Origin of the sequence: Microbacterium sp. A84, assembly GCF_051842815.1 — a bacterium.
Lineage (GTDB): Bacteria > Actinomycetota > Actinomycetes > Actinomycetales > Microbacteriaceae > Microbacterium.
On sequence record NZ_JBPXMS010000006.1, the window covers coordinates 39,618 to 66,079 of the forward strand.

Here is a 26,462-nt window from a genome sequence, read left to right on the forward strand (position 1 = left end):
GCTTACTGGCCGCTGGCATCCTCACGCGCCGTCAGTTGCGGCGAGGCATCCGCTCTTTCACACTCGAGGCGTAGACATCGTCATACTGCTGCTCGCCCAGCCTCTGCAGGGCAACCATGATCTCGTCCGTGACCGACCGCAGGATGTATCTGTCGTTCTCCATCCCGGCATACCGGGAGAAGTCCAGGGGCTCACCGATCACGATTCCGACGCGCACAACGCGCGGAACGCTCTGACCGATCGGCATCGCGGTGTCCGTGTCGACCATGACGATCGGGATGACGGGGACCTTCGCCTCGAGCGCCATTCGAGCGATGCCGGTGCGTCCGCGGTAGAGCTTGCCGTCTGGGCTGCGTGTCCCCTCGGGGTAGATGCCCAGCAGGTCACCTCTTCCGAGCACCTGCAACCCCGTGTTCAACGATGCCTCCGAGGCTTTGCCGCCGGATCGATCGATCGGGATCTGGCCGGTGGCCTGCATGAAGAACTTCGTCGCCCAGCCCTTGATGCCGCGGCCGGTGAAGTAGTCGCTCTTTGCGAGGAACGACATCCGTCGATCGATCAGCAGCGGAAGAAAGACTGAATCGGAAACGGAGAGATGGTTACTCGCCAGGATCGCCGCGCCGTGCGTGGGCACGTTGTTTCGCCCCACGATCCAAGGGCGGAAGATCGCCTTGACCACGGGGCCGACCACGACGTACTTCATCAGCCAGTAGAACATCGTCACGAAGTCTATCCCTGAGGCCGCACTCGATGATGACGACGACGCGGATGGCGCCCGACGCGACCGCAACTGAGTGTCATAAAACACGCGACTGAATTCCAAAATCGCCGTATTTTAGAGACTGTTGTGCCCTAGACTCGTGGGAACCCGTGCTCGACCGGTACCGAAGGAGTTGCCGTGGTTCAATTCGAAGTCCCCGCGATCGTCCCTGCTGATCCCGATGCGAACATCACCGATCTATTGGTGAAGCGCGTCGAGAGCACACCCGACCTCGCACTGTTCTCTGTTCCGGATGGTGGGGGATGGCGCAACATCAGCGCTGCCGACTTCCAGACCGCCGTGATCGCTCTCTCTAAGGGCTTTGTCGCGGCCGGCATCCAGCCCGGTGAGAAGGTTGGATTCCTGGCCCGCACCACCTACGATTGGACGCTGGTCGACTTCGCTCTGTTCTACGCCGGTGCCGTGATGGTGCCGATCTACGAGACCAGCTCCCCCGCGCAGATCCAGTGGATCATGGAAGACTCCGGCGCGATCGCACTCATGATCGAGTCGGCCGATCACTTCGCCAAGCTCGACGAGGTGCGCGGCGACCTGCCACTGATCCGTGAGGTCTGGCAGCTACACCTGGGCGCGATCGACTCGCTCACCGCAGCCGGCATCGGTGTCGAGGATGCCGAGATCGAACGTCGCCGCAATCTCGCTGTGGGCTCGGACATCGCAACATTGATCTACACGTCCGGCTCGACCGGCCGTCCGAAGGGATGCGTGCTGACGCACAGCAACTTCGTAGAGCTCTGCCGCAACTCCGCCAGGGCGCTCAGCGCCGTCGTGGAGAACCCCGGCGCCTCCACCCTGCTGTTCATCACCACGGCGCACATCTTCGCGCGGTTCATCTCGCACCTCAACATCCACGCCGGTGTGCGCACGGGGCACCAGCCCGATACGAAGCAGTTGCTGCCGGCGTTGGGCTCGTTCAAGCCGACCTTCCTCCTCGCTGTGCCGCGCGTGTTCGAAAAGGTCTATAACTCGGCGGAGCAGAAGGCAGAGGCAGGTGGCAAGGGCAAGATCTTCCGTGCCGCCGCCGCCACCGCGATCGAGCACTCTCGACTGCTCGAAGAGGGCAAGAAGATTCCGTTCGGGATGAAGATCAAGTTCGTCCTGTTCGACAAGCTCGTCTACAGCAAGCTCCGCGCGGCCATGGGCGGCAATATCGCCTATGCCGTGTCGGGGTCTGCTCCCCTGGGTCCGCGCCTCGGCCACTTCTTCCACAGTCTGGGCGTCGTGATCCTGGAGGGCTACGGTCTGACCGAGACGACCGCGCCCGCGACGGTCAACCTGGCAGACAAGTCCAAGATCGGCTCGGTCGGCCCCGCGCTGCCCGGCGTCGGCGTCCGTCTCGCGGATGACGGCGAGATCGAAGTGCGCGGCATCAACGTCTTCAAGGAGTATTGGAACAACCCGGAGGCCACCGCCGAGTCCTTCCGCGATGGGTGGTTCCGCACCGGTGACATCGGCAGCTTCGACTCAGAGGGCTTCCTCACCGTGACCGGCCGCAAGAAAGAGATCATCGTCACCGCTGGCGGCAAGAACGTCGCCCCCGCGGCGCTCGAGGATCCGATTCGCGCGAACCCGATCATCAGCCAGGTCGTCGTCGTCGGCGATAAGAAGCCGTTCATCTCGGCTCTGATCACGCTCGACCCTGAGATGTTGCCGACCTGGCTCGGCAACAACGGCCTTGCCACAGACATGTCTCTCGCGGAGGCGTCGAAGAATGACGCCATCCGAGCCGAAGTGCAGCGTGCTGTTGATGTCGCGAACGGCAAAGTCTCGCGCGCCGAGTCGATCCGCAAGTTCACGATCCTCGACTCCGAGTGGACCGAAGACAGCGGCCACCTCACGCCGAAGATGTCGATCAAGCGCAACGTGATCATGTCGGACTTCGCCGACGAAGTAACCGCGATTTATGACGAGCCGGTCACCACAACGAACGTGGCGCTCGGCGGCTGATACATATACCGAGACAAATGGCCCCGCCACGGCGGGGCCATTTGTCGTTCAGAACCAGTCGCTCTCACGCACTTCGCGCATCGCAATCTTGCGATCCTGCGGCGTGAGCCGCGTGAGGTACAGTTTTCCGTCGAGATGGTCGGTCTCGTGCTGCAGCGCCTGAGCGAGCAGCCCCTCCCCCTCGAGAACAACAGGATTCCCGTCGAGGTCGATACCTTCGACGCGTGCCCACGGGTGCCGCAGCGCGTCGTGCCAGATGCCGGGCACTGACAGGCACCCTTCGCCGGTCGGTACTGCCTCTCCGCGAACCTCGGTCAGCACCGGGTTGAGCACGTAGCCGATGTCGCCATCGATGTTGTAGCTGAACGCCCGCACGGCGAAACCGATCTGGGGAGCTGCGACGCCGGCACGGCCAGGAAGTTCAACGCTGTCGACGAGGTCCGCGACCAGGGATCGCACGCCGTCATCGATCTCCTCGATCGGCGCACACACCGTACGCAATACCGGGTCTCCGAAGACCCGGATCTCACGAACCGCCATCAGGCCGCGCTCGTGCGCAGGCCCTCGACAAGGAGCGCTGCCAGCTCGCGAGCCGCCTGGCGGGTCTCGGGCTGCAGATTGGCGAAGACGATCGCGCCGCCGCCGGCGATCTGAGTGTCATACGGCACCCGCACGACGCTTCGTGCACGCGTTGCGAAGTGCGACTCCAACTCGTTCAGACGAACGAGCGGGCTGCCAGGAGTCGACTGGTTGAGCACGATGATTGCGTTACGCGCTTGATCCTCGTACCCGTTGGTCTCGAGCCAGGTCAGCGTCTCCGATGCCAGACGTGCCTCATCGACGCTGAGCCCGGACACGACGATGAGCTGATCAGCCAGATCCAGCGTCGCGCCCATCACCGAGTGCACGATGCCCGTTCCGGTGTCGGTGAGCACGAGCGAGTAATAGTGCGCAGCGACGTTCGCGACATCACGATAGTCGTCGTCGTTGAACGCCTCGGCGATACGAGGGTCGGTGTCGGATGCGAGCACATCAAGTCGCGTGGTGTCTCGCGCAACGATCGCGGAGATGTCGTGGTAGCCCTTGACCTCTTCGTGGATGCGCACAAGATCACGCACCGACTTGCCGTTGGCGCGCACGATGCGGTCAGCCAGCGTTCCACGGTCGGGGTTGGCGTCCACGGCGATAACACGGTCATCGCGGGCGTCTGCCAGGGCCATGCCCAAAAGTGCCGTGATCGTGGTCTTACCGACGCCGCCCTTGCGCGACAGCACTGGTACGAACCGGGCGCCGCCGACGAGCGGAGCGGCGATTCGCGCGGTCAGCGCCTTACGCGCGCGTGCACGCTTACCGTCGCCGATGTTGATCTTTCGACCGGAAAGCGTGTACAGGAAGTGGCTCCAAGCACCCTCCGGCTCTGGCTTGGTCTGCTGGTGCGGGTCGAGCAGACGATCGGCGGTCAGCAGATCGGCGGATTCGCGAGTCGACTGGCCGAGTTGGTCGCCCAGACGCCTTGACGTCAGCGCGACCTCGGGTCGCGTGACAGCCGGTCGCTGCACGATTGCCGTCTCAGTGGGCTTCGGATCTTTCGGGGCAGTGTTCACGGTCTCGCTCTTCGTCTTCTCCGCGGACAGGGTCTCTGTCGACACGTTTTCTCTCGACGCACTCTTTGGCGACACGTTCTCTGGCGACACGGATGCCGCAACTGTCGGTTCCGGCGTCGTGGATGCTTTCGCATCCTTTTTCAGCTCTGCGGCGATCCACGCGGATGTGGCGCTCTCGCTGCGCGGCGCGGAGGCTGACACGTTCTCTGCCGCCGGCTTTGCTGTGGCCTTCGCGGGCTCGGGCTTCGGCTCGACCCGCTTCTCGACAGGCGCAGGCTTCTCCGCAGGCGCCGGCTTCTCCGCAGGCGCAGGCTTCGCCTTCGGCTTGGCCTTCTTCGACTTCGCCGTTGCGGGCGCAGCGGCGACCGCAACCTCCGGTTCCACAATCACCTCGGCGGTCACTGCGTCGTCGGTGGATGCGTTGTCCGCAGCATCCGCGCCCTTGGATGCATCCGGTTCGGGTTCGACGATCGCTTCCACGACGTCCTCCACCGGCTCCTCGATGGGCAGTTCGATGACGATGCCGGTGCGATCCTCCTGGATGCGTCCCACCTGCACTTCATCCTTCTCCGGCGGCACGTCCTTCACGATTTCCTCGTCGACAATGAGTTCTGAAAGGATCTCTCCGTCCAGGACGGAATCGTCGACGAGGTCGTCGTCTTCATCACGCGGAAGCGCGACGTTGACCTGCGCGGTCGCCCCAATGATTCCCAGGGCGGTCGTGTCCAACGAGGCTGCCTCGTCGAGAACGCCGTGGGAATCATCCCCCGCAGAGTCGGGTGTGTTCTTCGATGTCACTGTGTCACTCCAAGCTTGTGCGAGCGTGTCGCCTGCACAAGATTACTTGGCTGGACTGATTACAACCAAAAGGTCACCTGCGTCAACCTGTTGGGTGGCCCCGATTGCGAGCCGTTCGATCACGCCGTCGACGGGTGCGGTGATGGCCGCTTCCATCTTCATTGCCTCGATGGATGCGACAGGTTCACCGGCGCGAACTGACGTTCCGACTTCGACCTTCAGCGAGACCACGCCGGAGAATGGTGCTGCTACCTGACCGGGCTTGGAGGTGTCAGCCTTCTCGACCACATGCGCATTGACGGTAACCGAGCGATCCCTGACAAACACTGGGCGCAGCTGACCGTTCAGCGTGGTCATGACGGTGCGCATTCCGCGATCGTCCACCTCACCGATCGCCTCAAGACCGACGTAGAGCTGCACGCCGCGGTCGATCTCCACCACGTGTTCCTGGCCCTGCACGAGCCCGTATAGGTAGTCGCTTGTGTCGAGCACCGACAGGTCCCCGAACAGCTCGCGCTGCTGGGCGAACTCGCGCGTCGGTTCCGGGAAAAGCAATGTGTTCAGACGTTCGCGTCGCTCCTGGCTGGTACCGGCCAGCGCCCGCTCATCGTCTGCAGAGATCTCCGTGACCCCGAGTCGCACCTCGCGACCCGCGAGCACCTTGGTACGGAAGGGTTCAGGCCAGCCGCCAGGCAGATCGCCCAGTTCACCGGCCATGAACCTGACGACCGAGTCCGGCACGTCGTACTTCTCGGGGTTGGCCTCGAAGTCTGCGGGGTCGGCGCGTACTGCGGCGAGGTGCAGGGCGAGGTCGCCGACCACCTTCGACGACGGCGTCACCTTCGGCACTCGCCCAAGAATCCGGTCGGCTGCGGCGTACATGTCCTCGATGAGCTCGAAGTCATCCGCAAGTCCCAGCGCCTTGGCCTGCTGGCGCAGGTTCGACAGCTGTCCACCGGGAATCTCGTGGTGGTAGACGCGTCCGGTGGGGCCAGGTAGCCCCGATTCAAATGGCGCGTACTGGTTGCGCACGGCTTCCCAGTAGGGCTCGAGATCGGATACGCCATCCAGATCGATACCGCTGTCGCGGTCGGTGTGCGCCAGCGCCGCCACGAGCGACGAGAGCGAGGGCTGGCTGGTCGTGCCAGACAACGGAGCGGATGCGGCATCCACCGCGTCGACGCCGGCGTTACTGGCCGCGAGCAGAGTCGCAAGCTGGCCGCCAGGGGTGTCGTGGGTGTGCAGATGCACCGGCAGGTCAAAGCGCTCGCGCAGCGCGGTGACGAGCTTTGCCGCCGCGGCCGGACGCAGGAGCCCTGCCATGTCCTTGATGGCGAGGATGTGCGCCCCGGCATCCACGATCTGCTCGGCAAGGCCGAGGTAGTAATCGAGCGTGTACAGGTCCTCGGCCGGATTCAGAAGGTCGCCGGTGTAGCAAAGCGCCACCTCAGCGATCGCCGTACCTGTGGCGCGCACGGCGTCGATTGCCGGGCGCATCTGTGAGACGTCGTTGAGCGCGTCGAAGATGCGGAAGATGTCGACGCCACTGGCAGCGGCCTCGGCGACGAACGCCTCGGTCACCGCCGTCGGGTAGGGCGTGTAGCCCACAGTGTTGCGGCCACGCAGCAGCATCTGAATGTTGACGTTCGGCAGCGCGGTGCGCAGCTTGTCCAGACGCTCCCACGGGTCCTCACCAAGGAAGCGGAGAGCGACGTCGTAGGTCGCGCCTCCCCAGGCCTCGACCGACAACAATTCAGGGGTGAGGCGAGCAAGGTAGGGCGCCGCGGCGACGAGATCCTTGGTGCGCACGCGCGTGGCCAGCAGCGACTGGTGGGCATCGCGGAACGTCGTGTCCGTGATCGCCAGTGCGCTCTGTTCGCGCAAGCTCTTCGCGAATCCTTCTGGACCAAGCTCCAGCAGACGCTGACGTGAACCAGGTACCGGCTGCGTGGTCAGGTCGACACTCGGCAACTTCGACACGGGATCGGCCGCACCGGGGTGCCCGCCGTTGGGCTTGTTGACGGTGACATCGACAAGCCAGTTCAGCAGCTTGGTGCCACGATCCTTTGAGACGCGGCCCTGGAGCAGGTCGGGGCGTTCGTCGATGAAGGACGTGCTGACATCGCCTGCGACGAATGCATCATCGGCCAGCAGCGCCTGCAGGAACGGGATGTTCGTGGAAACGCCGCGGATGCGGAACTCCGCCAGCGCGCGACGGGCGCGTCCGACGGCTGCTTCGAAGTCACGTCCGCGACAGGTGAGCTTGGAGAGCATCGAATCGAAGTGCGGGCTGATCTGCGCGCCCTGGTGCACCGTGCCACCATCGAGACGGATGCCTGCACCGCCCGGCGAGCGGTAGGTGGTGATCTTGCCCGTGTCAGGGCGGAAGCCCTGCGTGGGGTCCTCGGTGGTGATGCGGCACTGCAGAGCTGCACCGCGCAGATGGATGTCCCCCTGCTGCAATCCGAGTTCGGCAAGCGTGGCCCCTGCGGCGATACGCATCTGCGTCTGCACGAGATCCACGTCTGTGACTTCTTCGGTGACCGTGTGCTCGACCTGAATGCGCGGGTTCATCTCGATGAAGACGACCTCACCGGTGCGCTCTCCCGCCGTTTCCAGCAGGAACTCAACGGTGCCGGCATTCTCATAACCGATCGAACGCGCGAAGGCGATGGCGTAGCCATGCAGCGCAGTGCGGATGCTGTCATCCAGGTTCGGCGCCGGGGCGATCTCGACGACCTTCTGGTGGCGGCGCTGCACCGAGCAGTCACGCTCGAACAGATGCACTGTCTCGCCGGTCTTGTCGGCGACGATCTGCACTTCGATGTGACGCGGGCGCAGAACCGCCTGCTCAAGGAACATGCGCGCGTCGCCAAAAGCGCTCTCTGCCTCACGCATCGCTTCAGCAAGTGCCGGGGCGAGTTCGCCCATACTCGCCACGCGACGCATACCGCGGCCACCACCACCGGCCACAGCCTTGGCGAACAGCGGGAAGCCGATCTCGTCGGCTTGAGCCACGAGCACGTCTACGTCGGAGGACGCTTCCGTTGAGCGAAGAACGGGGACACCAGCCTCGATCGCATGGCGTTTCGCCTCGACCTTGTTGCCCGCCATCTCGAGAACGTTCGAGGGCGGCCCGATGAAGACGATGCCGGCCGCTGCGGCTTTCTCGGCAAGCTCGGGATTCTCGGAGAGAAATCCGTAGCCGGGGTAGATCGCATCGGCACCCGACTCGAGCGCGACACGGACGATCTCGTCGACGTTGAGATAGGCGCGCACCGGATGCCCGCGCTCCCCGATCTCGTAGGCCTCATCGGCCTTCAACCTGTGCTGCGAACCGCGGTCCTCGTAAGGAAAGACAGCGACAGTGCGCGCTCCCACTTCAAAGGCGGCTCGAAAGGCACGAATGGCGATCTCGCCACGGTTGGCCACAAGAATCTTCTGGAACATGCACACCTCTGATGACTCGACGTACGGCATTTTTGACGCACACGGGGCGGGGCTGAGTGTCTTCCAAGCCTAGGGGACTGTAACGTGGTCTACGTGCACGTACTCAGCGTCAGCTCTCTCAAGGGAGGCGTCGGCAAGACGACCGTGACTCTCGGGTTGGCCTCAGCGGCCTTCGCCCGAGGCGTCCGGACCCTCGTCGTTGACCTCGATCCGCAGTCCGATGTGTCAACCGGAATGGACATTCAAGTCGCCGGCAGACTCAACATCGCTGATGTTCTGGCGAACCCGAAGGAGAAGGTCGTTCGGCAGGCGATCACGTCCAGCGGCTGGGCGAAGGTGCACCCGGGGACGATCGATGTTCTCATCGGCAGCCCCTCCGCCATCAACTTCGATGGCCCGCACCCGAGCGTGCGCGACGTGTGGAAGTTGGAAGAGGCCCTGGCCTCTGTCGAGAGCGACTACGACCTCGTTCTCGTCGACTGCGCTCCCTCGCTGAACGCACTGACCCGCACGGCCTGGGCGGCGAGTGACCGCGTGATGGTTGTCACCGAGCCTGGTCTGTTCTCCGTGGCAGCAGCCGACCGCGCCCTTCGCGCCATCGAAGAGATCCGCCGTGGTCTCTCCCCCCGTCTTCAGCCGCTCGGCATTGTCGTGAACCGCGTGCGACCGCAGTCGATCGAGCACCAGTTCCGCATCAAGGAACTTCGCGACATGTTCGGGCCCCTCGTCCTGAGCCCGCAACTGCCTGAGCGCACGTCGCTGCAGCAGGCGCAGGGTGCGGCGAAGCCACTGCACATCTGGCCCGGCGACTCCGCTCAGGAGCTCGCAGCCGACTTCGACCTGCTGCTGGACCGCATCGTCCGCACCGGCCGCGTTCCTGTTCCGGAGTCCGGCCCGCAGGCCTAACAGCTCGTACGAAAAAATCCCGCCCGGCATCGCCGAGCGGGATTTTTTGGTGAAGTCGTTTAGGCCGTGCGCTTGGCACGACGAGCACCGAGCTCGTCGGCCGGGTCGGAAGCCGTGGTGCTAAGGGCGGTGGCGTTAAGAGCGGCCGGGTCGAATTCAACGAGGGTCGATTCGACCTCGCGAAGGACCTTGCCGACGGCGATGCCAAATACACCCTGACCGCGGCTGACGAGGTCGATGACCTCGTCGTTCGACGTGCACAGGTAGACCGATGCGCCATCGCTCATGAGCGTGGTGCCGGCGAGATCGCGGATGCCTGCAGCACGAAGCTGCTCGACGGCGATGCGAATCTGCTGCAGCGAGATGCCGGTGTCAAGCAGTCGCTTGACGAGCTTGAGTACGAGGATGTCGCGAAATCCGTACATACGCTGCGAGCCAGATCCGCTGGCGCCGCGAACGGTGGGAACGACAAGCTCAGTGCGTGCCCAGTAGTCCAGCTGACGGTAGGTGATGCCGGCTGCACGAGCAGCGATCGCACCGCGGTAACCCACTTCATCATCCATCGCGGGCAGACCGTCCGTGAAGAGAAGTTCGGGCACGAACCGTGAGTCGCCTGCAAGCTCATCGGCATTCATTTGAAATCCTCTCTGGAACCGTTACCTCCACGCTAGAGCAGTGCCGGGGCACCGGCAATGACATCCACCCTTGGTGGAAGGTGTGTCGCAACCAGTTCGTTACGGAAGCACTCGAGCGAGCGCTTCCTTGACGAAGAGCGAGCGCACTTCATCGATTTTTGTCGCCAATTCCGGAGCCATTTCGCGCGCTTTACCGCGGGACGTGGCATCCGTTCGGCGAAGGAGCGATGACATCGCCGATTCGATCAGCGACACCTCCCGCTCGGCACTCTGACGCAGGCTCCGCAGGTGTCGTGGCTCAATGCCATGGCGATCGAGTGCGACCAGACCACGCAAGAGCATCACAGTCGGCTCTGGGTACGTCTCGGCCGCAGCGATGATGCCCGTGCTGATCGCGTCGTTCAGAATCTGGGGGCCCGCACCAGCAGCCGACAGCAGCTCATCGCGGCGGTAGCGACGCGGCACGGGTGCGATGGAGGGCGGAGGCGCGAGCGTTGACGCCGTCTCGCCGTCTGCCTCAGCCTCGTCGAGCTGTTCGCGGATGACGCTCAGCGGCAGATAATGATCGCGCTGCAGGGTGAGTCCGAGCCGCAGACGGTCAATGTCTGCCTGCGAGAACTTGCGGTAGCCGGACTCAGTGCGCGACGGGCTGACAATGCCTTGAACCTCGAGGAAACGTAGCTTGCTGGAGGTGAGATCGGGAAACTCCGGAGTCAGCCTCGCAAGTACCTGACCGATACTCAGAAGACCCGCGGACGCTGAGCGATCGCGGGCGTGAAGTGCTGCCATCAGTTATTCGCCGCCGCAATATCTGCGGGCGACGCAAAGAAGTTCAGGCGGAATTTGCCGACGCGCAGCTCATAGCCGGTCGCCAGGGCGCTGCGGTCGACGCGCTCTCCGTTGACGTACGTGCCATTGAGCGAACGCTGATCGACAATCTCGAACGTGCCAGCAGACCGGGTGATCTCGGCGTGACGACGCGAGACGGTGACATCGTCGAAGAAGATGTCTGCCTCTGGGTGTCGGCCGATGGTGGTGACGTCGGTGTCTAGCAGGTAGCGTGCGCCAGCGAGGGCGCCGGAACGAACCAGCAGGAGGGCAGACCCAGACGGGAGTGCGGCGATCGCCGACTGCTCCACATCGGTGAGGTCGGCTCCGAACGGCACAAACGAAAGATCGGAATCGTGTCCGAACGTCTGTGTGGCGTCGTGTCGCTGCTCGCCGTCACGGTGAATCGCCGTGTTCTGTGCCGATCGGCTTTCGTAATCTGTCACGTTGGCCCTCCTCTTCCCCCCAGACTAACTGATCGGATGCCACCGCCGGGAGTGTCTGGATGACTCAGCCACCGCATATCGCCCTTTCCTATGGTGGAGATGTGCACACACTCCAACTTCGACGTTCCCTTGCCCCGGTCGCGCTGGCTGCAACACTGCTCGCGACACTCCTCGTGCTGTTCGCGTGGCCGCAGTCCGCTGCCGCTCATGACGCGCTGGTCGATTCCTCCCCTGCGGCCGGTTCGACGGTCGAGACGCTTCCCGATGAGCTGACGCTGACATTCAGCGCGGCGCTGATCAGTGGAGAAGGCACGACCGCAGTCGAGGTGCTGGATGCCGAAGGCAACTCGGTCACGGATGGTGCGCCGACCGTGGACGGCGCGATGGTGGTTCAGCCTCTCGTCGCCGAAGCTATGGCGGGCGAGTACACCGTGTTCTGGCAGGTGCTTTCCAGCGACGGGCATCCCACGGACAACACGAACGAAGAACTCACCTTCACCGTGACGACGAGCACACTCGCGGAAACGATCGAGCCTTCAACCGAGCCCACGGCCGAGCCGAGCGCCGAGTCGACGATGAATCCCACCGACGACGCGACCACGACTCCCACTGACGAGGCCACAGAGACTCCCGCCGCATCCGATTCAGACTCCGCCACCGGGTGGATCTGGGCGGGCGTCGTTGCCGGCATCCTCGTCATCGCTGGGATCATCGCCTGGCTGGTCGCGCGTGCGCGCCGCACCTCTACCGACTCCGGTTCCGACGTTCCCGCAGAGCGATAAGCTGGAGCCATGCCACATTACGATGTCGTCATCCTCGGTGCGGGCCCTGGCGGCTACGTCGCCGCCGTCCGCAGTGCACAGCTTGGTCTGAGCACCGCAATCATCGAAGAAAAGTATTGGGGTGGAATCTGCCTGAACGTAGGCTGCATCCCCTCCAAGGCTCTTCTGAAGAATGCCGAGCTCGCGCACACCCTGAATCACAAGGCCGAATTCTTCGGTATCTCGGGTGAGTTCACCATCGACTTCGGCAAGGCGTTCGACCGCAGCCGCGAGGTGGCGAACGGCCGAGTCAAGGGCATCCACTTCTTGATGAAGAAGAACAAGGTGACCGAGTACGACGGTCGCGGCACTTTCACTGGCCCGAAGGCGATCTCGGTCGCCAAGGCCGACGGCACGACCGAAGAGGTCACGTTCGACAACGTGATCATCGCCACCGGATCGAAGGTGCGCCTGCTGCCCGGTGTGCAGCTCAGTGAGAACGTCGTCACCTTCGAGGAGCAGATCCTCACCCGTGAGCTCCCCGAGTCGATCGTCATCGTCGGCGCCGGTGCCATCGGCATGGAGTTCGCCTACGTCCTGACGAACTACGGCGTCAAGGTCACCATCATCGAGTTCCTCGACCGTGCGCTTCCCAATGAGGATGCCGATGTGTCGAAGGAGATCACCAAGCAGTACAAGAACTACGGTGTCGACATCCTGACCTCCACCAAGGTCGAGACGATCGTCGACAACGGTTCTTCCGTCACCGTGACCTACACCGGCAAGGACGGCGCGCAGACGTCGATCGATACCGCCAAGGTTCTGATGTCGGTCGGTTTCGCCCCGAACATCGAGGGCTTCGGTCTGGACAAGACCGGTGTGAAGCTCACCGAGCGCGGCGCGATCGACATCGACGACTACATGAAGACGAACGTCGACGGGATCTACGCGATCGGTGACGTCACCGCCAAGCTGCAGCTTGCGCACGTCGCCGAGGCACAGGCCGTCGTCGCCGCCGAGACCATCGGAGGAGCCGAGACGCAGACACTGGGCGACTACCGCATGATGCCGCGCGCGACGTTCTGCTCGCCGCAGGTCGCGTCATTCGGTCTCACCGAGCAGCAGGCCAAGGACGAGGGTCGCGATATCAAGGTCGTGTCGTTCCCGTTCATGGCGAACGGCAAGGCGCATGGCCTCGGCGAGCCGGTCGGTTTCGTCAAGCTCATTGCGGATGCCGAGCACCTTGAGCTCATCGGTGCCCACATGATCGGCCCGGATGTCTCCGAACTGCTTCCCGAGCTCACGCTCGCGCAGAAGTGGGACCTCACGGCACTCGAGCTCGCCCGCAACGTGCACACGCACCCGACGCTGTCGGAGGCACTGCAGGAGGGCTTCCACGGCCTCGCAGGACACATGATCAACTTCTGATCACGTCAGCATTGAAGGCCCGGCACGCTCACGCGTGGCCGGGCCTTCGTCGTTGCGTCGACTGCTGCACCTGGAATCAGGAGGATGCCCCCAGATCAGGACAATTCTGCAGATTCCTCCTGCTCTGGGTCGAAGCTCCTGATTCCGGCGACGCCGCGGAGATCAGATTCCACGCATGGTGATCAGATCGGCAGCGCGCCGGCGCAAAGGCGCGGCTCCGAGCATTCGGATCAGCGCGTTGCGCGCGCTCAACGTGAGTCCAGCCGCTGGGGTTCCCATCGCCATATAGAAGGATGCGCGGCGCTGCGCGCGCCCTGCAGAACACCGCATCCTGCGCTCATAGTCAGTGAAGTCCGCCGTGCCAGCCCGCAGTGACACTTCGATGGCGGATGCCAGAATCCTGGCACCCATCCAACCGAGGTTCATCCCCTGCCCGCCGATCGGACTGGTCTCATGGGCGGCATCTCCGACCAGAGCCACTCTGCCGACGGCGAGCCTCGCCGCACGATGCTGCTGTGCGCGGAACGGCGTCGGCGAAGATGCCTCTGACATCTCGAGATGGATGCCGGTGCGTTCAGCGATCGCGTGAGCGAAGGCCGTCGCATCCTGCAGTCGGTCATGCGGATCCGCGACGACCCATCGCCTGCGCCCCTGCGGGAGCGGAAAAGACTCGACCAGTCCGCTCGGCTCGCAGTGCAGCTGCACTCGCCGACCGAGCATCTCGTCGGCAACATCCGCCATCACCGCAACATCTGCCATCACATAGGAGCCAGCGCCTGGCCGTTCCTGCCATTCGATTCCGAGTTGTCTCCGAATCCCGCTGCGCACGCCGTCAGCTGCAACGACGATCGACGCCGTCGCCTCGCCAAGTGCACCGTCCCCGCCGAGGCTCAGTCGCACGAGGTCACCTTCGTCACGAAGGCTGAGAACGGTGTGGCCGACCTGTAGTGCTCCGGGTTGCAGGCGAGCGAGGCGCTCGCGAAGAAGCGTGTGAGTGCGGCGCTGCGGGAGGATCAGCACGCGCTGCGCTGCCGTGAAGGACACCGATGCCATCATCCGGCCGCCGCAGAGCACTTCTCCCCCGTCGAGACCGAGCGACTCACGGCGAACGTCGTCCCCCAGCCCCACCGCATCCAGCGCTGCTCGACCCGGTGGGTGGATCCCGATCGCCCGGGAACGATCATCAGCGTCGGCGCGCTGCTCGTACACGGCGACTGCGACCCCAGCCTGTGCCAGCAGACAGGCCAGGAGAAGACCGACCGGGCCAGCTCCCACGATCGCGACCTCATGCTTCGGCACGGATCGCCTCCCATCGCAGCTCGAGCCTGGCGGGGAATGCACGGCGTACCTGCCAGCCGCTCGGGGCGACGGCCGAGAGCTCTGCCGCGGTGTACGCGCGCCGGATGCTGGTGAGCCCATCCGGCCGGATGAAGGAACCCGCGAACAGATTCCTCGCGAACGGCAGGGTTCCTGCGGAGAATGCTCGGTAGGCGAACCTGCTGCGCTTTATGTCACGGTGAACAACGAGCCCATCATTACTCACGAGCCGGGTCGAATCGATCAGCGTCTCCTGCAGTTCCTCACGGCTCAGATGGTGCAGTAGGTGGTTGGAGATCACGATGTCGAAGACCTCGCCGGCTTCTGCCAACTCCCTCGTGTGCGCACACCGATATGCCACCGCGCCGCCTCGACTCTTCGCCCAGCGGATCGCCCTGGCATCGGCATCCAGTGCCGTGACATGCACTGTCAGCCCGTCCCTTCGCGCCCAGGCCGCAATCGCCCGCGACACATCTCCTCCTCCGGCGCCGACGTCGAGGAGCCGAATGGGCCGGGTATGCGCGCGTGGCCGGATGTCACGGCGGTACACCGCGCCCCAGCGCGAGACCACGCCGTTGATCAGCGCGAATCGTTCATAGGTGCGCTCCAGCATCCGCAGATCCGCGTGCGGATCATCCATCAGTTCGCGTGTCTCGAGCTCTCTCGCCGAGAGATCACTCCGCACGGCGACCGGGAGCGACGACGGTCAGGAGTGCGGTCTCCGCGGTGAGGCCAGGGCCGAACGCCACCGCGGTGACGCGGTCTCCGTTACGTGTGCTGGCGTCTTCCAGAATCTTCCGCAGCACGAACAGCACCGTCGCGCTGGACATGTTGCCGTACTGCCGCAGAGTCTCGCGAGCCGGCACGAGCTGCTGCTCGGTGAGGCCCAGTTTCTCTTCCACACGGTCCAGGATGCTGCGCCCGCCAGGGTGGATCGCCCAGTGCGTGATCTGCTCGCTGATCGAACCGCCATCGAACGCCTCGGCGAGCGGAGGTTCTCCGACGTACAGCGGCCGGAGCGCGTCGTGGATGTGCTCGCCGATGAGCTGCGGGACCGCCGTCGACAAGACCATCTCGAAACCGTGGTCCCCGATTGTCCACGCCATGTCCTTGTTCCCCTCGGGGATGAGCGCGGTGTGGAACCGGTCGAGCACGAGTCCGGGCACATCAGAATCGAATGTGCGTGCAGTGACGATTCCCGCGGCAGCCCCATCGGCGAAGAGTGAGGTGGCGATGATCATGTCCGGGTCATCCGAGGAACGCAGGTGCAGCGTGCACAGCTCAACGCTGACCACCAGCACTACAGCATCCGGATCTCCGGCGCAGATCTCGCTCGCCGCTCGCAGTGCCGGCATCGAGGCGTAGCATCCCATGAATCCCAGGTGATATCGCCGAGTGCTGTCGCGCAGTCCGAGAGCGCGAACGATCTCGTAGTCGGGCCCTGGGGAGTAGAAACCGGTGCACGAGACGGTGATGACGTGGGTGATGTCGGCGGCGGTGATGTCGCTGTCGCTGTCGGCATCCAAAGCACGTCTGGCCGCCTCAACGTAAAGCCTGCCCGCTTCACGGATATACACCTCGTTGCGCGCTTTCGTACCGGGCTCGAGGAGTAGGCCTGCGGTTCGATCGAAGAACTGCGGCGACTCGGTTGCGGCAGAAAACGACAGCTCTTCGAGCACCGTATATCGCGTATCGATGCCAGAGCCGTTGAATGATGCGGACACGATCCGCTTCGCCAGCCGACCAATATCAGGCTGGGCTGCGAAGACATCGCGGACGTCTTCTTGCACGAGCTGGGTATCAGGAACGATCGTCTGGAGTGATCGGAGCACGGCAGGCCGGGTCATATCGCCACTCAAGCACGACCCGGGGCGTCAGGGAAGGGGTTGCGTCAGATGCCGAGAGCGCGGGCGAGTTTCGATCCGGATGCCGCGTGTCGACCGCCGGCTGCGAAGATCGCTGCCTCGACCGCGGTGAAGAACTCCTCGCGACCTGCGACATCTGCGGGCGCTGCTGGCCCCAGTTCCATCTCCCATTCGCGCCATTCGCGCTCTGTTCCGGCTCGAAGATCGGTGGCACGGACTCGATCATCGACGAACTCCGCGATGACGCCGGCCGGCCCGGTGAGCAGATAGGCCGTGCGATCATTCTCGATGCGTGCGAGCGGCGTGAGCGACTCGGTCGTCCATCGTGCGATCACCGTGCCGACAGAATCCGGCAGCATCTCGTCATCGCCCAGCGGCCAGCCGAGTTCGAGACGTCCGTCCCCCTCACGAGGTCCCTTGATGTGCCAGCCCTCGTCGGGTCCGCCGGTGCGACGACGTAGAGCGACGCCCGATCGCGACAGCGCAGCATCCGCGGTGTCGAAGTAGCGGGCGTCGAGTTCACGCAGCTCGCCGGAGGTCACCGCATCCACACCTGGGATCGCATCCCAGACAGGTAGCGGCGTTGCGTCGTCGACGTCGTACTTGCGCTCGACCTCGACAGTGCGTGAGGGATCAGCTTGTGAGGGACCGGCCTGTGCGGGCTCAGTCGTCACTGGGCGTGATGTCGTCGCTGGATTCGATGAACCAGAACGCCACCTCGGTGGGTCCGTCACTCGTACCGGTATTGAGAGCATCGCCGGTGCGTCGATAGATGACCTGGGTCGCACCGTAGGGCGCGATCAGGCTGTCCTGCTCAGTGTTCTCGAGCGGAAGAATCTGCCCGTCGAGCGGGCCTCCGTGAAGTCGTGCGATTGCCATGTGCACACCATAGCGCTGAGTGCGCCGCATCGTCTTATGCCACGGCGATACCGAGCACCGCGCCGATAATCATCCACGGGCCGAAGGCGATCCTGGTGGAGCGGTTCGCTCGGCGCAGCGCCATGAGGGCGAGTGCGTAGAACGCGCCAAGCACGAAGGCGGATGCCGCACCGACGGCGAGCGCCTGCCAGCCATGCCACCCCAGTACCAGGCCGATGACAGCGGCGAGTTTGACGTCTCCACCGCCGATTCCGCCTCGGCTGGTGGCACGCATCACGGCATAGAAACCACCGAGAATGAGCATCCCGATGAGCGCGCTGACCAATGGGGCACTGCGCTGTGTTACGAGCGCATCGATGCCAACCAGCGCGAGCAGTGCGATGAGAGTCGGCAACACGATTCGATTCGGCAATCGGTGTGTTCGCGCATCGATCACGAGCAGCCAGACGCCTACTCCGGCGAGCGCAATATGCGCAAGCACGACGATGACGTCACGCACCACAGCGACAGAAGGCATGCCGGAAGGCTACGAGAAGATCGGATGCCGCGTACGAGCCCTGTGGATAACTCGGCGCTGAATCACTCAGTGCGAATGACTCAGAGATCGATGATGTCGAGGTCAACGGTGATGACGTCGCCCTCTTCGATCCCCTGCGCCTCGCGGATCGCCTTCTTCAACGGGAGCACGAAGGCACTGCCGGAGAAGAAGATCGAGGTGCGCCAGATCGAGGCTCCGATCCTCGCCTGCACGCGCAGAGACCCGAAGCCTCGCTGCGGCGCAGGCAACTCACGCAGCTCCAGAGAGAGCTCCTCTGGCATGGTCGCGAAGTACCACGCCTCCACCCGCTTGTCCCAGAGGGTGACGGGGCTCTCGAACTCGATCTGCATTCATCAAAGGTAACGCGAAACCGAATGTCCGATGTGCGAATTACGATCGGAGTGTTACTTGATTTATTCGTAGATATATTCGAGGATGGATGCATGGGCACCGCACTCTCCGCCCCCTCGGCTCTCCCCCGCGAGAGCATCGCTTCCCGCGCTCAGGAGGTTCACCGTCTGCGCAGCGAGATCTCCCGCATGCAGCGTCGGCGCAGCGACGTCCCCTTCCTCCCCCTCGATCCGGCTTTGGAAGGACTCTTACCCGACCCTGGCCTGCGAGTCGGTTCCTCGTATTCCCTCTCGCCTTCGCCGAGCTTGTTGGGCGCATTGCTCGCTGCCCCATCGCAGAAGGGCTCATGGTGCGCGATCATCGGCATGCCCACGATCGGCGTCGAGGCGATGAACGGTTTCGGCGTCGAACTGGAGCGCCTCATCCTCGTGCCCGATCCTGGTCCTCGCTGGCTGACTGTCGCCATGGCACTCTCCGAGGTGGTTCCGCTCATTGCGGTGCACCCTCGCAGCAGGGTCTCAGATGCCGACATCGCCCGGTTGAATGCACGACTGCGCGATCGCGGCTGCACACTGCTGGTCACGGCACCCTGGCCACAGAGTGAGGCGACGATCCGAGTGGAAGAGACCGAATGGCACGGTCTGGGTTCCGGCTGGGGACTCCTCGCCGAGCGCACCGTGACGTTGAGCTCCTCGGGCCGGCGACACGAATCTCCACGTCGAGTGCGCGTGCAGATGCCCACCTCTCTCGGACGGGTGGATGCGGCGCCCGCTCCCCTGCGGCCGGTGGCATCGTTGCCTATGACATCGTTGCCGTCGCCGGCACCATCACGCACCGGTACTGACACCGACACCGACCGCTGGGCGGTAGCAGGATGATGCCCCCACGCCATCTGGTGCTGTGGCTTCCGGACTGGCCGGTGCGTGCTGCGCTCGGCGCATCGTCCGCCCATGAACCTGTTACCAATAAACCTGTCGCCGATGAACCTGTCGCCATATTTCACGCGAACACGATCATCGCCTGTTCTGCGGCTGCCCGAGCACAGGGTGTGCGCCGCGGCCAGCGCCGACGACTTGCACAGTCACTCTCTCCTGCCCTGCGTCTGATCCCGGCAGACCCGCGCCGTGACGAGCGCGCGTTCCTGCCCGTGCTGCGTCTATTGGAAGAGCTGGTACCCGGCGTACAACCGCTGCGCCCAGGGCTCGCCGCGTTGCGCGCCCGCGGCGCCGCCCGCTATTACGGCGGAGAAGAACAGTCCGCGCTGCGACTCATCGCTGCCCTCGCTGCACACGGCCATCCTGACGCCCGTGCCGCGGTCGCCGATGGACTCTTCACAGCAGAGCAGGCGGCACGGCTGGCAGCTCCTGCGCTCGTCGTTGATCCCGGCAGATCACAGGAGTTCCTCGCGCCTCTCCCGGTGCAGGTTCTCGGTGACGACGATGTGACAGCCCTACTGCAACGGCTCGGCATCCGCACCCTTGCCGAATTCGCCGCCCTCGCCGAGAGCGACATCCGCGACCGGCTAGGAGAGCGAGGCGTCCGGCTGCACGCTCTGGCATCAGGCGCGGATTCTCGCCCACTGACGCCTCAGCATCCCGAGCCGGAGCTCGCGCGCGAGATCGTGTTCGAAAGCCCGCTCGAGCAAGCCGATCAGGTGGCATTCGCGGTGCGACAGACAGCGGATGCCGTGACCGCTGCCCTCGCTGAACTGTCACAGGTATGCACAGAGGTGCGCATCGACCTGACCGACGATGACGGGTCGATCACATCACGGGTGTGGTTGCATCCGACCTCCTTCGAAGCCAGTGACCTCGTCGATCGGGTGCGCTGGCAGCTGGAGGGGCTCCGTCCCGTCGAATCCGACCGCGAGTCCGCTGGCATCACCGAAGTACGAATCACCCCCACCAGAGTCGATGACAGCGCCCACCATCAGCCGGGACTGTTCGGACAGGGACCACAACAGCGACTGCACCATGCCGTATCCCGCGTGCAGGCGATGCTCGGCCATCGTGGCGTCGTCTCCCCTGTTGTCATCGGCGGCCGTCGCCTTACCGATCGACAGCTGCTCCAGCCTTGGGGTGACCTGGCACCTCCGGAACGAGATGCTGCCCTGCCCTGGCCTGGCAGCCTGCCGCCGCCGTACCCCTCAGAGGTGTACACGACACCACTGCCGATACGGCTCGCTGCCGCTGACAGGACCGAGCCGTCCGTCAACGACAGAGGAGAACTCTCTGCCCCTCCTGCGTGGATTGAAGAGACTCCGGTGCTGAGCTGGGCAGGTCCATGGCCGCTGCGCGAGCGCGCCTGGGACCGCGACAACGCCCGGCTCGCCCAGCGACTGCAGATTGTCGATGAGTCGCAGCGTGCCTGGCTTGTGCTCTGGGAGGCCGACTCCTGGTGGGCGGAGGGGCGATACCGCTGATGGGATTCCACAATCCGCCGCTCTCCTGGAAAGAGCTCGAGCAGACCCTCAGCGGCCGCGCAACCAGTGCTCAATCAACCAGTGATCCAACCAGCACGGAACCTGCGCGCCGTCCCGACCCGGGCCCCATCAGCAGAAAACGCAAGAGCACGCCACCTGCTGAGATCATTCGCCCAGAGAATGCTGTCCCCTACGCCGAACTGCACGCGCACTCATCGTTCTCGTTCCTGGACGGCGCTTCTTCTCCGGAAGACCTCGTTGCAGAGGCCGAACGGCTCGGACTCACCGCGCTCGCGATCACCGACCACGACGGCTTCTACGGTGCCGCCCGCTTCGCCGAGGCTGCAGATGCGAGTGCAGCGCAGGTGCAGACGATCTTCGGCGCCGAGCTCTCCCTCGACCTTCCTGCACCGCAGAACGGGGTGCCCGATCCGGTCGGTGAACATCTGCTCGTGCTCGCTCGCGGCCTGGAGGGATACCACCGACTCTCCGGCGCGATCACCAGGGCGCAGCTGCGTGGCGGAGAGAAGGGCCGCCCCATCTATGACCTCGATGATCTTGCGGCGAGCGCAGATGGCAACTGGACAATCCTCACCGGCTGCCGCAAAGGCGGAGTGAGGCAGGGTCTTGCCCGTGGCGATGCCGAGACTCCCCTCCGGCGACTCGTCGATCTGTTCGGCCAGGAGCACGTCGCTGTCGAGCTCATCGACCATGGTGACCCACAAGACAACAGGCGCAACGATGCCCTCGCCGACCTCGCCGCACAGCTGCGTCTTCCCCTCGTCGCGACGAACAATGTGCACTACACCGTGCCACAGCGTGCGCGGCTTGCGGAGGCCGTCGCCGCGGTGCGTGCCACTCGCGGTTTGGATGAGCTCGACGGTTGGCTTCCCTCACACGGTTCCGCGCACCTGCGCAGTGGTGCAGAGATGACCGCCCGATTTCAGCGGTATCCAGGGGCGATCACGAACGGCCTAGAGATCGCCGCGGCATCCGCTTTTCCGCTACGCCGTGCGCGCCCTGCGCTGCCCAGACAAGAGGTGCCTGAAGGGGAAACCCCGATGAGTCATCTCCGCGCACTCGTATGGGCTGCGGTGCCGGAGGTGTATCCGCAGCTTGATGCCGACGGCCGTGCTCGTATCGAACGTGAGCTCAACGTCATCGAGGAGAAAGACTTCCCCGGATACTTCCTCATCGTGTATGACATCGTCACCGAGGCGAAGCGCCGTGGCATCCTCTGCCAGGGCAGAGGATCCGCCGCGGCGAGCGCGGTCTGCTATCTGCTGGGCATCACCGCTGTCGACCCGATCCTGTACCGACTGCCCTTCGAGCGGTTCCTCGCCACCACGCGCGAGGAAGAGCCGGACATCGACGTAGATTTCGACTCCCGTCGCCGTGAGGAGATCATCCAGTGGGTCTATCAGCGGTACGGACGCGAACGCGCAGCTCAGGTCGCGAACGTCATCCAATACCGCCCGAAGAACGCGATCCGCGATATGGCCAGGGCGCTCGGTCATGCCCCCGGCCAGCAGGATGCCTGGTCGCAGCAGGTGGAAGGCTGGGGCGCTGGCCTGCAGCCTGCCGATGGGCATGACATCCCAGAGAACGTGTTGGAGTACGCCGGTGAGCTGCTGAAAGCGCCACGGCATCTCGGCATCCACTCTGGGGGCATGGTGCTCACGGCACGGCCTGTCGGCGAGGTGGTGCCGGTGGAACACGCGCGCATGGAGAACCGTACGGTCATCCAGTGGGACAAAGATGACGCGGCGTGGATGGGGCTGGTGAAGTTCGATCTGCTCGGGCTCGGGATGCTGGCAGCCTTGCAGCACTGTTTCGATCTCATCCGGGATTCCACCGGCAGAACCTGGACGCTGCAGAACCTGCCCAAAGAAGAGCCCGCCGTTTATGACATGCTCTGCCGAGCCGATTCGATCGGCGTGTTCCAGGTGGAATCCAGGGCGCAGATGGGTCTGCTCCCCCGGCTGCAACCACGCTGCTTCTACGATCTCGTCATCCAGATCGCGCTCATCCGCCCCGGGCCCATCCAGGGCGGTGCCGTGCATCCGTTCGTACGCCGCAAACTCGGCCAGGAGGAGGTGACATACGCCCACCCAGATCTGGAGCCGATCCTGAAGCGCACACTGGGTATCCCCGTGTTTCAAGAACAGCTCATCCAGATGGCCACCGCTCTCGGCGACTGCACGGCCGATGAAGCTGACCTGCTGCGCCGGGCGATGGGCTCCAAGCGCGGGCTGGAGAAGATCGAGCGGATCAAGGAGAAGCTCTACACGGGCATGGAACGCAAGGGCCTCGACGAAGAGACCTCGGATCGCATCTATGCGCAGATTCAGGCGTTTTCGAACTTCGGCTTCGCTGAGTCGCACTCACTGTCCTTTGCGCTGCTCGTCTATGCCAGTTCGTGGCTGAAGCTGCACTATCCCGGTGCTTTCCTGGCAGGTCTCCTGCGATCCCAGCCGATGGGCTTCTACTCAGCGGCGACGCTCACGGCGGATGCCCGCCGTCACGGCGTAGAGGTGCTCAGACCCGATCTGCATGATTCGGATGCCACGACCTCTCTGCGGCAGGTATCGGAGCAGTCGGCTGCTCCAGACGAGACGCGTTATGACTCCGCCTTCGCCGTCAGGCTGGGCCTCAGCGAGGTGCGTGGTATCGGAATGTCGATGGCCGAGCGCATCGTCGACGAACGAGCGAAGAAGGGGCCATATCGGGATCTGCATGATCTGGTGCGTCGCACCGATGCCACGGCCGCCCAGCTGGAAGCACTGGCAACCGCGGGGGCGTTCGAGTGCCTCGGATTGAAGCGGCGCGAAGCGATCTGGCTCGCCGGCGCTGCCGCTGAGGATCGCGCCCGCTACATCCCCGGTACGACCGTGTCTGTGCAGCCGCCGCTGTTCACCGACCAGACCAGCTACGAGCAACTGTCCGCTGATCTCTCCATCACCGGCATCTCCACGGATGATCATCCGATGGCGCACTTTCGTACAGCGCTTGCCGAACGTGGCGTGCTCACCGCGGCACAACTGCGCGACCATGAGATCGGTCGGCGCATCGAGGTTGCGGGTCTGGTCACTCACCGCCAACGTCCGGCGACGGCGGGCGGTGTCACGTTCCTGAACCTCGAAGACGAGCACGGGCTCGTCAATGTGGTCTGTTCAACCGGAGTGTGGAGTCGCTATCGCCAGGTCGCCAGGGATTCGCCCGCGCTGATCGTGCGCGGCATGCTGGAGCGCTCCCCCGAAGGCGTGATCAACGTGCTCGCCGATGCCTTCCAAGATCTGCGCACCGGCATCGAGCATCGCTCACGTGACTTCCGCTGAGCTCTACGTCACGCATACCGTCACCGTCACCAGAAGCGCGGCGGTTCGGGCTCGGGTACTCGGTCTCCGCCGCCCCAGCGCAGTGCTTCGTCTCTGGCGGCGTCTGCAGCAGCATCCGCGCCACGCAGAGCGACGTCCGATTCCGCCGCACCAGGACCAACCGGATCCACGAGAAGTGTCGTGCTGACTCCGTGCCGTGTCGGAGCGATCGTGCATTCCAGCACTCGTCCGGTCCAGGTCGATGAGGAGGAGGGCGTCTGCCCGCTGTGGCGGTAGTGAATCCGCGTCTCCAGATCGATCAGCATGACCACGGTGCGTTCGCCCACCTCGTCCACACTCTCGACCACCTGAATGCGATGCCCGTGAGGGATCGCCGCCGGCACCGCGATCACGATCGTTCTGTCCATGGCTCCAGCCTATGAAGTCCTGTCCCGAGTGCAAGAGCCCGGCGCGCCCTGAACGACTCATATACTCGGTCCATGCCCCTCCTCCAGCGCCTCGGTCCACGGGCGGGGCGGCTGTACTTCGCGGTTCAGGCGATTGCGGGAGCAGCATGGTGGATTGGTGTCTTCTTCAGCGCGGACATCCGTGCCCTGACTCTCGGCAGGCTCGATCCCGTCCTGGTGGCGTGGTTCGACATTCCACTGTTCGTGCTCACCTCCGCGCTGGTGGCCTGCGGGCTGCGCGCCCTGGTCTGGGTGATCGTGCCGTGGACGGCGCTGGTCGCGGTCGGGATGGCACTGTACGCCACGGTGACCGGCGAAGCCGGGTGGGGCGTGCTGTTCATGATCGCTGCGACCGCAGGCAGCGTGGCCGCAGGGCTACTCGTGTGGCTCGGCAGGCTGCCCACGCAGTGGATCCTGTTCGGGCCGTTCGCCATCCGGGAGGCATCCGTTGCATCCACCGGCAGACACATTGCACGCACAACAGTCCAGATAATCCTGTTCTGGGGCCTGTTCCTCGCGGTGATCCCAGCGATCATCGTCGCTCTCGAACAGCGCTGGCAACTGCATCTGCCCTTTCCTGACGTCGTGCGGTGGGCAGGAGTCATGCTCCTCATCGCGGCGAGCACGCTCGGCATTTGGTCGGCAGTATCCATGTCGACCCAGGGCGAGGGCACTCCACTGCCGTCTGCCACCGCCCGACTGCTGGTGATCGCGGGCCCCTACCGGTTCGTTCGCAATCCGATGGCGCTGGCCGGCATCGCGCAGGGCGTCGCCGTCGGGCTCCTCGCCGGGTCGTGGCTGGTGGTGATCTACGCCCTGTGCGGCTCACTGGTGTGGAACGCGGTGGTGCGCCCACTCGAGGAGGCAGACCTCGAGGAGCGCTTCGGCGCCGCCTATGCCGACTACGTGCGCGCAGTGCGGTGCTGGATGCCGCGACTCACGCCGTTTCATCCCGCTTCGCTCCGAGCAACACGCTGAGCATCGGGTGGCTCTGCGGGGATACTCAGGAGCGCTCTCCTACGCTGGAAGTCATGGATGCCGGAGCAGAGAACCTCAACGCGATCGCTGCCTGGGCTGTCACCCTCATGGAGACGCTGGGCGGGCCCGGCGCAGGACTCGCCATCGCGCTGGAGAATCTGTTCCCGCCGCTGCCCAGTGAGATCATCCTTCCGCTGGCCGGTTTCACGGCCGCGCAGGGCACGCTGGGGCTGATCGAGGTCCTGATCTGGACCACTGTGGGCTCCGTCGTCGGCGCGCTCGCGCTGTACGGCATCGGCGCCTGGCTGGGCCGGCGCCGCATGTATGCGATCGTCGAGCGGATGCCGCTGATCAAGCGGGAAGACGTCGAGCGCACGGAATCCTGGTTCGAACGCCACGGATCGAAGGCCGTGTTCTTCGGCCGAATGATCCCCATCTTCCGCAGCCTGATTTCGATTCCCGCGGGCATCGAGCGGATGCCACTGCTGCGCTTCACCCTGCTCACCACTGCGGGCAGCGCGATCTGGAACACGATTTTCGTGCTCGCCGGGTACTTCCTCGGAGCCAACTGGCACGTCGTCGAGGAATATGCCGGTGTCTTCCAGAAGGTCGTCATCGTGGTCGTGGTCGTGGCTGTTGCCACGTGGATCGTGGTGCGCGTGCGTAAGGTACGTCGCAACCGCGTCGCTGTCGACTGACCCTCTGCACTGCCTGCCGCACGATGCCATTGCACGATGCCGTCGT

Annotated in this window: 24 protein-coding genes; 9 read left to right on the plus strand and 15 right to left on the minus strand. The window is 64.4% G+C overall.

Features of this window, described 5'->3' with window-relative positions:
* Positions 1-31: 31 nt before the first annotated feature.
* Entirely contained in the window at positions 32-718 is a 687-nt protein-coding gene (locus tag ACSU04_RS17865) for a lysophospholipid acyltransferase family protein (RefSeq protein WP_439290529.1), read from the minus strand.
* A gap of 180 nt (positions 719-898) precedes the next feature.
* On the opposite strand from ACSU04_RS17865, the gene ACSU04_RS17870 reads away from it, so the two are divergent.
* The gene (locus tag ACSU04_RS17870) at positions 899-2,728 is read left to right on the plus strand and encodes an AMP-dependent synthetase/ligase (RefSeq protein ID WP_439285530.1); all 1,830 of its coding nucleotides are present in this window, start codon (positions 899-901) and stop codon (positions 2,726-2,728) included.
* Positions 2,729-2,776: 48 nt separating this feature from the next.
* Here the strand turns inward: ACSU04_RS17870 and ACSU04_RS17875 are convergent, their stop codons facing one another.
* Genes ACSU04_RS17875 through ACSU04_RS17885 form a run of 3 tightly spaced genes read right to left on the minus strand, consistent with a single transcriptional unit; the run spans position 2,777 to position 8,580 of the window.
* Positions 2,777-3,268, minus strand: coding sequence for a peptide deformylase (locus ACSU04_RS17875; RefSeq protein WP_439290505.1), 492 nt, complete (start codon positions 3,266-3,268; stop codon positions 2,777-2,779).
* On the minus strand, positions 3,268-5,130 hold the full coding sequence (locus tag ACSU04_RS17880; RefSeq protein WP_439290506.1) for a MinD/ParA family ATP-binding protein: 1,863 nt from the start codon (positions 5,128-5,130) through the stop codon (positions 3,268-3,270). The genes ACSU04_RS17875 and ACSU04_RS17880 overlap by 1 nt, the downstream gene beginning before the upstream one ends.
* 42 nt (positions 5,131-5,172) lie before the next feature.
* On the minus strand, positions 5,173-8,580 hold the full coding sequence (locus tag ACSU04_RS17885; protein WP_439290507.1) for a pyruvate carboxylase: 3,408 nt from the start codon (positions 8,578-8,580) through the stop codon (positions 5,173-5,175).
* A gap of 93 nt (positions 8,581-8,673) precedes the next feature.
* Between ACSU04_RS17885 and ACSU04_RS17890 the strand changes: the two genes are divergently transcribed.
* Positions 8,674-9,486 carry a ParA family protein gene (locus tag ACSU04_RS17890; protein ID WP_439285522.1) on the plus strand — a complete coding sequence of 271 codons (813 nt, stop codon included), beginning with the start codon at positions 8,674-8,676 and terminating at the stop codon, positions 9,484-9,486.
* 59 nt (positions 9,487-9,545) lie between these two features.
* Here the strand turns inward: ACSU04_RS17890 and ACSU04_RS17895 are convergent, their stop codons facing one another.
* The 3 genes from ACSU04_RS17895 to ACSU04_RS17905 all read right to left on the minus strand — a co-directional run bounded on the left by ACSU04_RS17895 (position 9,546) and on the right by ACSU04_RS17905 (position 11,395).
* Complete coding sequence (locus ACSU04_RS17895) at positions 9,546-10,121, minus strand: MerR family transcriptional regulator (RefSeq protein WP_439290508.1); 576 nt, start codon at positions 10,119-10,121, stop codon at positions 9,546-9,548.
* Between the two features lie 99 nt (positions 10,122-10,220).
* A complete protein-coding gene (gene ftsR, locus ACSU04_RS17900; RefSeq protein WP_439285518.1) occupies positions 10,221-10,910 on the minus strand; it encodes a transcriptional regulator FtsR in 690 nt (229 codons plus the stop codon).
* Entirely contained in the window at positions 10,910-11,395 is a 486-nt protein-coding gene (locus ACSU04_RS17905; RefSeq protein ID WP_439285516.1) for an FHA domain-containing protein, read from the minus strand. The genes ftsR and ACSU04_RS17905 overlap by 1 nt, the downstream gene beginning before the upstream one ends.
* A gap of 59 nt (positions 11,396-11,454) precedes the next feature.
* Here ACSU04_RS17905 and ACSU04_RS17910 point away from each other — a divergent pair, with 59 nt between their 5' ends.
* Positions 11,455-12,177 (plus strand): copper resistance CopC family protein, encoded by a 723-nt coding sequence (locus ACSU04_RS17910; RefSeq protein ID WP_439290509.1) that lies wholly within the window; start codon positions 11,455-11,457, stop codon positions 12,175-12,177.
* Between the two features lie 9 nt (positions 12,178-12,186).
* Entirely contained in the window at positions 12,187-13,584 is a 1,398-nt protein-coding gene (gene lpdA, locus ACSU04_RS17915; protein WP_439285513.1) for a dihydrolipoyl dehydrogenase, read from the plus strand.
* A gap of 162 nt (positions 13,585-13,746) precedes the next feature.
* On the opposite strand, the gene ACSU04_RS17920 is transcribed toward lpdA, so the two are convergent.
* The 7 genes from ACSU04_RS17920 to ACSU04_RS17950 all read right to left on the minus strand — a co-directional run bounded on the left by ACSU04_RS17920 (position 13,747) and on the right by ACSU04_RS17950 (position 18,533).
* Complete coding sequence (locus tag ACSU04_RS17920) at positions 13,747-14,883, minus strand: FAD-dependent oxidoreductase (protein WP_439290510.1); 1,137 nt, start codon at positions 14,881-14,883, stop codon at positions 13,747-13,749.
* Entirely contained in the window at positions 14,870-15,541 is a 672-nt protein-coding gene (locus ACSU04_RS17925; RefSeq protein WP_439290511.1) for a methyltransferase domain-containing protein, read from the minus strand. The genes ACSU04_RS17920 and ACSU04_RS17925 overlap by 14 nt, the downstream gene beginning before the upstream one ends.
* 34 nt (positions 15,542-15,575) lie before the next feature.
* Positions 15,576-16,748: a type III polyketide synthase gene (locus ACSU04_RS17930; RefSeq protein ID WP_439290512.1), complete on the minus strand. Its 1,173-nt coding sequence runs from the start codon at positions 16,746-16,748 to the stop codon at positions 15,576-15,578.
* 44 nt (positions 16,749-16,792) lie between these two features.
* On the minus strand, positions 16,793-17,440 hold the full coding sequence (locus tag ACSU04_RS17935) for a CYTH domain-containing protein (RefSeq protein ID WP_439285505.1): 648 nt from the start codon (positions 17,438-17,440) through the stop codon (positions 16,793-16,795).
* Entirely contained in the window at positions 17,430-17,645 is a 216-nt protein-coding gene (locus ACSU04_RS17940; RefSeq protein ID WP_439285503.1) for a response regulator, read from the minus strand. Before ACSU04_RS17940 ends, ACSU04_RS17935 begins: the two co-directional genes overlap by 11 nt.
* A 34-nt stretch (positions 17,646-17,679) precedes the next feature.
* Entirely contained in the window at positions 17,680-18,162 is a 483-nt protein-coding gene (locus tag ACSU04_RS17945) for a prepilin peptidase (protein ID WP_439290513.1), read from the minus strand.
* An 80-nt stretch (positions 18,163-18,242) separates the two neighbouring features.
* Complete coding sequence (locus ACSU04_RS17950; RefSeq protein WP_439290514.1) at positions 18,243-18,533, minus strand: DUF1905 domain-containing protein; 291 nt, start codon at positions 18,531-18,533, stop codon at positions 18,243-18,245.
* A gap of 93 nt (positions 18,534-18,626) precedes the next feature.
* On the opposite strand from ACSU04_RS17950, the gene ACSU04_RS17955 reads away from it, so the two are divergent.
* The 3 genes from ACSU04_RS17955 to ACSU04_RS17965 are packed head-to-tail and all read left to right on the plus strand — an operon-like array spanning position 18,627 to position 24,294.
* A complete protein-coding gene (locus ACSU04_RS17955) occupies positions 18,627-19,412 on the plus strand; it encodes a hypothetical protein (RefSeq protein ID WP_439290515.1) in 786 nt (261 codons plus the stop codon).
* The gene (locus ACSU04_RS17960; protein WP_439290516.1) at positions 19,412-20,956 is read left to right on the plus strand and encodes a DNA polymerase Y family protein; all 1,545 of its coding nucleotides are present in this window, start codon (positions 19,412-19,414) and stop codon (positions 20,954-20,956) included. Before ACSU04_RS17955 ends, ACSU04_RS17960 begins: the two co-directional genes overlap by 1 nt.
* Complete coding sequence (locus ACSU04_RS17965; RefSeq protein ID WP_439290517.1) at positions 20,956-24,294, plus strand: error-prone DNA polymerase; 3,339 nt, start codon at positions 20,956-20,958, stop codon at positions 24,292-24,294. Before ACSU04_RS17960 ends, ACSU04_RS17965 begins: the two co-directional genes overlap by 1 nt.
* Positions 24,295-24,320: 26 nt before the next feature.
* On the opposite strand, the gene ACSU04_RS17970 is transcribed toward ACSU04_RS17965, so the two are convergent.
* Positions 24,321-24,701 (minus strand): hypothetical protein, encoded by a 381-nt coding sequence (locus tag ACSU04_RS17970; protein WP_439285492.1) that lies wholly within the window; start codon positions 24,699-24,701, stop codon positions 24,321-24,323.
* 72 nt (positions 24,702-24,773) lie between these two features.
* Here ACSU04_RS17970 and ACSU04_RS17975 point away from each other — a divergent pair, with 72 nt between their 5' ends.
* A complete protein-coding gene (locus tag ACSU04_RS17975) occupies positions 24,774-25,718 on the plus strand; it encodes a methyltransferase family protein (RefSeq protein WP_439285490.1) in 945 nt (314 codons plus the stop codon).
* Between the two features lie 53 nt (positions 25,719-25,771).
* Positions 25,772-26,416 (plus strand): DedA family protein, encoded by a 645-nt coding sequence (locus tag ACSU04_RS17980; protein ID WP_439285488.1) that lies wholly within the window; start codon positions 25,772-25,774, stop codon positions 26,414-26,416.
* The last annotated feature ends 46 nt before the right edge of the window (positions 26,417-26,462 follow it).

Coding starts and splice junctions, on each gene's coding strand:
- ACSU04_RS17980 (WP_439285488.1), top strand. CDS start 25,772: ATGGATGCCGGAGCAGAGAACCTCAACGCGATCGCTGCCTGGGCTGTC.
- lpdA (WP_439285513.1), top strand. CDS start 12,187: ATGCCACATTACGATGTCGTCATCCTCGGTGCGGGCCCTGGCGGCTAC.
- ACSU04_RS17970 (WP_439285492.1), bottom strand. CDS start 24,701: ATGGACAGAACGATCGTGATCGCGGTGCCGGCGGCGATCCCTCACGGG.
- ACSU04_RS17925 (WP_439290511.1), bottom strand. CDS start 15,541: ATGGATGATCCGCACGCGGATCTGCGGATGCTGGAGCGCACCTATGAA.
- ACSU04_RS17940 (WP_439285503.1), bottom strand. CDS start 17,645: ATGGCAATCGCACGACTTCACGGAGGCCCGCTCGACGGGCAGATTCTT.
- ACSU04_RS17865 (WP_439290529.1), bottom strand. CDS start 718: ATGTTCTACTGGCTGATGAAGTACGTCGTGGTCGGCCCCGTGGTCAAG.
- ACSU04_RS17885 (WP_439290507.1), bottom strand. CDS start 8,580: ATGTTCCAGAAGATTCTTGTGGCCAACCGTGGCGAGATCGCCATTCGT.
- ACSU04_RS17930 (WP_439290512.1), bottom strand. CDS start 16,748: ATGACCCGGCCTGCCGTGCTCCGATCACTCCAGACGATCGTTCCTGAT.
- ACSU04_RS17955 (WP_439290515.1), top strand. CDS start 18,627: ATGGGCACCGCACTCTCCGCCCCCTCGGCTCTCCCCCGCGAGAGCATC.
- ACSU04_RS17875 (WP_439290505.1), bottom strand. CDS start 3,268: ATGGCGGTTCGTGAGATCCGGGTCTTCGGAGACCCGGTATTGCGTACG.
- ACSU04_RS17910 (WP_439290509.1), top strand. CDS start 11,455: ATGACTCAGCCACCGCATATCGCCCTTTCCTATGGTGGAGATGTGCAC.
- ACSU04_RS17965 (WP_439290517.1), top strand. CDS start 20,956: ATGGGATTCCACAATCCGCCGCTCTCCTGGAAAGAGCTCGAGCAGACC.
- ACSU04_RS17950 (WP_439290514.1), bottom strand. CDS start 18,533: ATGCAGATCGAGTTCGAGAGCCCCGTCACCCTCTGGGACAAGCGGGTG.
- ACSU04_RS17895 (WP_439290508.1), bottom strand. CDS start 10,121: ATGAATGCCGATGAGCTTGCAGGCGACTCACGGTTCGTGCCCGAACTT.
- ACSU04_RS17945 (WP_439290513.1), bottom strand. CDS start 18,162: ATGCCTTCTGTCGCTGTGGTGCGTGACGTCATCGTCGTGCTTGCGCAT.
- ACSU04_RS17975 (WP_439285490.1), top strand. CDS start 24,774: ATGCCCCTCCTCCAGCGCCTCGGTCCACGGGCGGGGCGGCTGTACTTC.
- ACSU04_RS17960 (WP_439290516.1), top strand. CDS start 19,412: ATGCCCCCACGCCATCTGGTGCTGTGGCTTCCGGACTGGCCGGTGCGT.
- ftsR (WP_439285518.1), bottom strand. CDS start 10,910: ATGGCAGCACTTCACGCCCGCGATCGCTCAGCGTCCGCGGGTCTTCTG.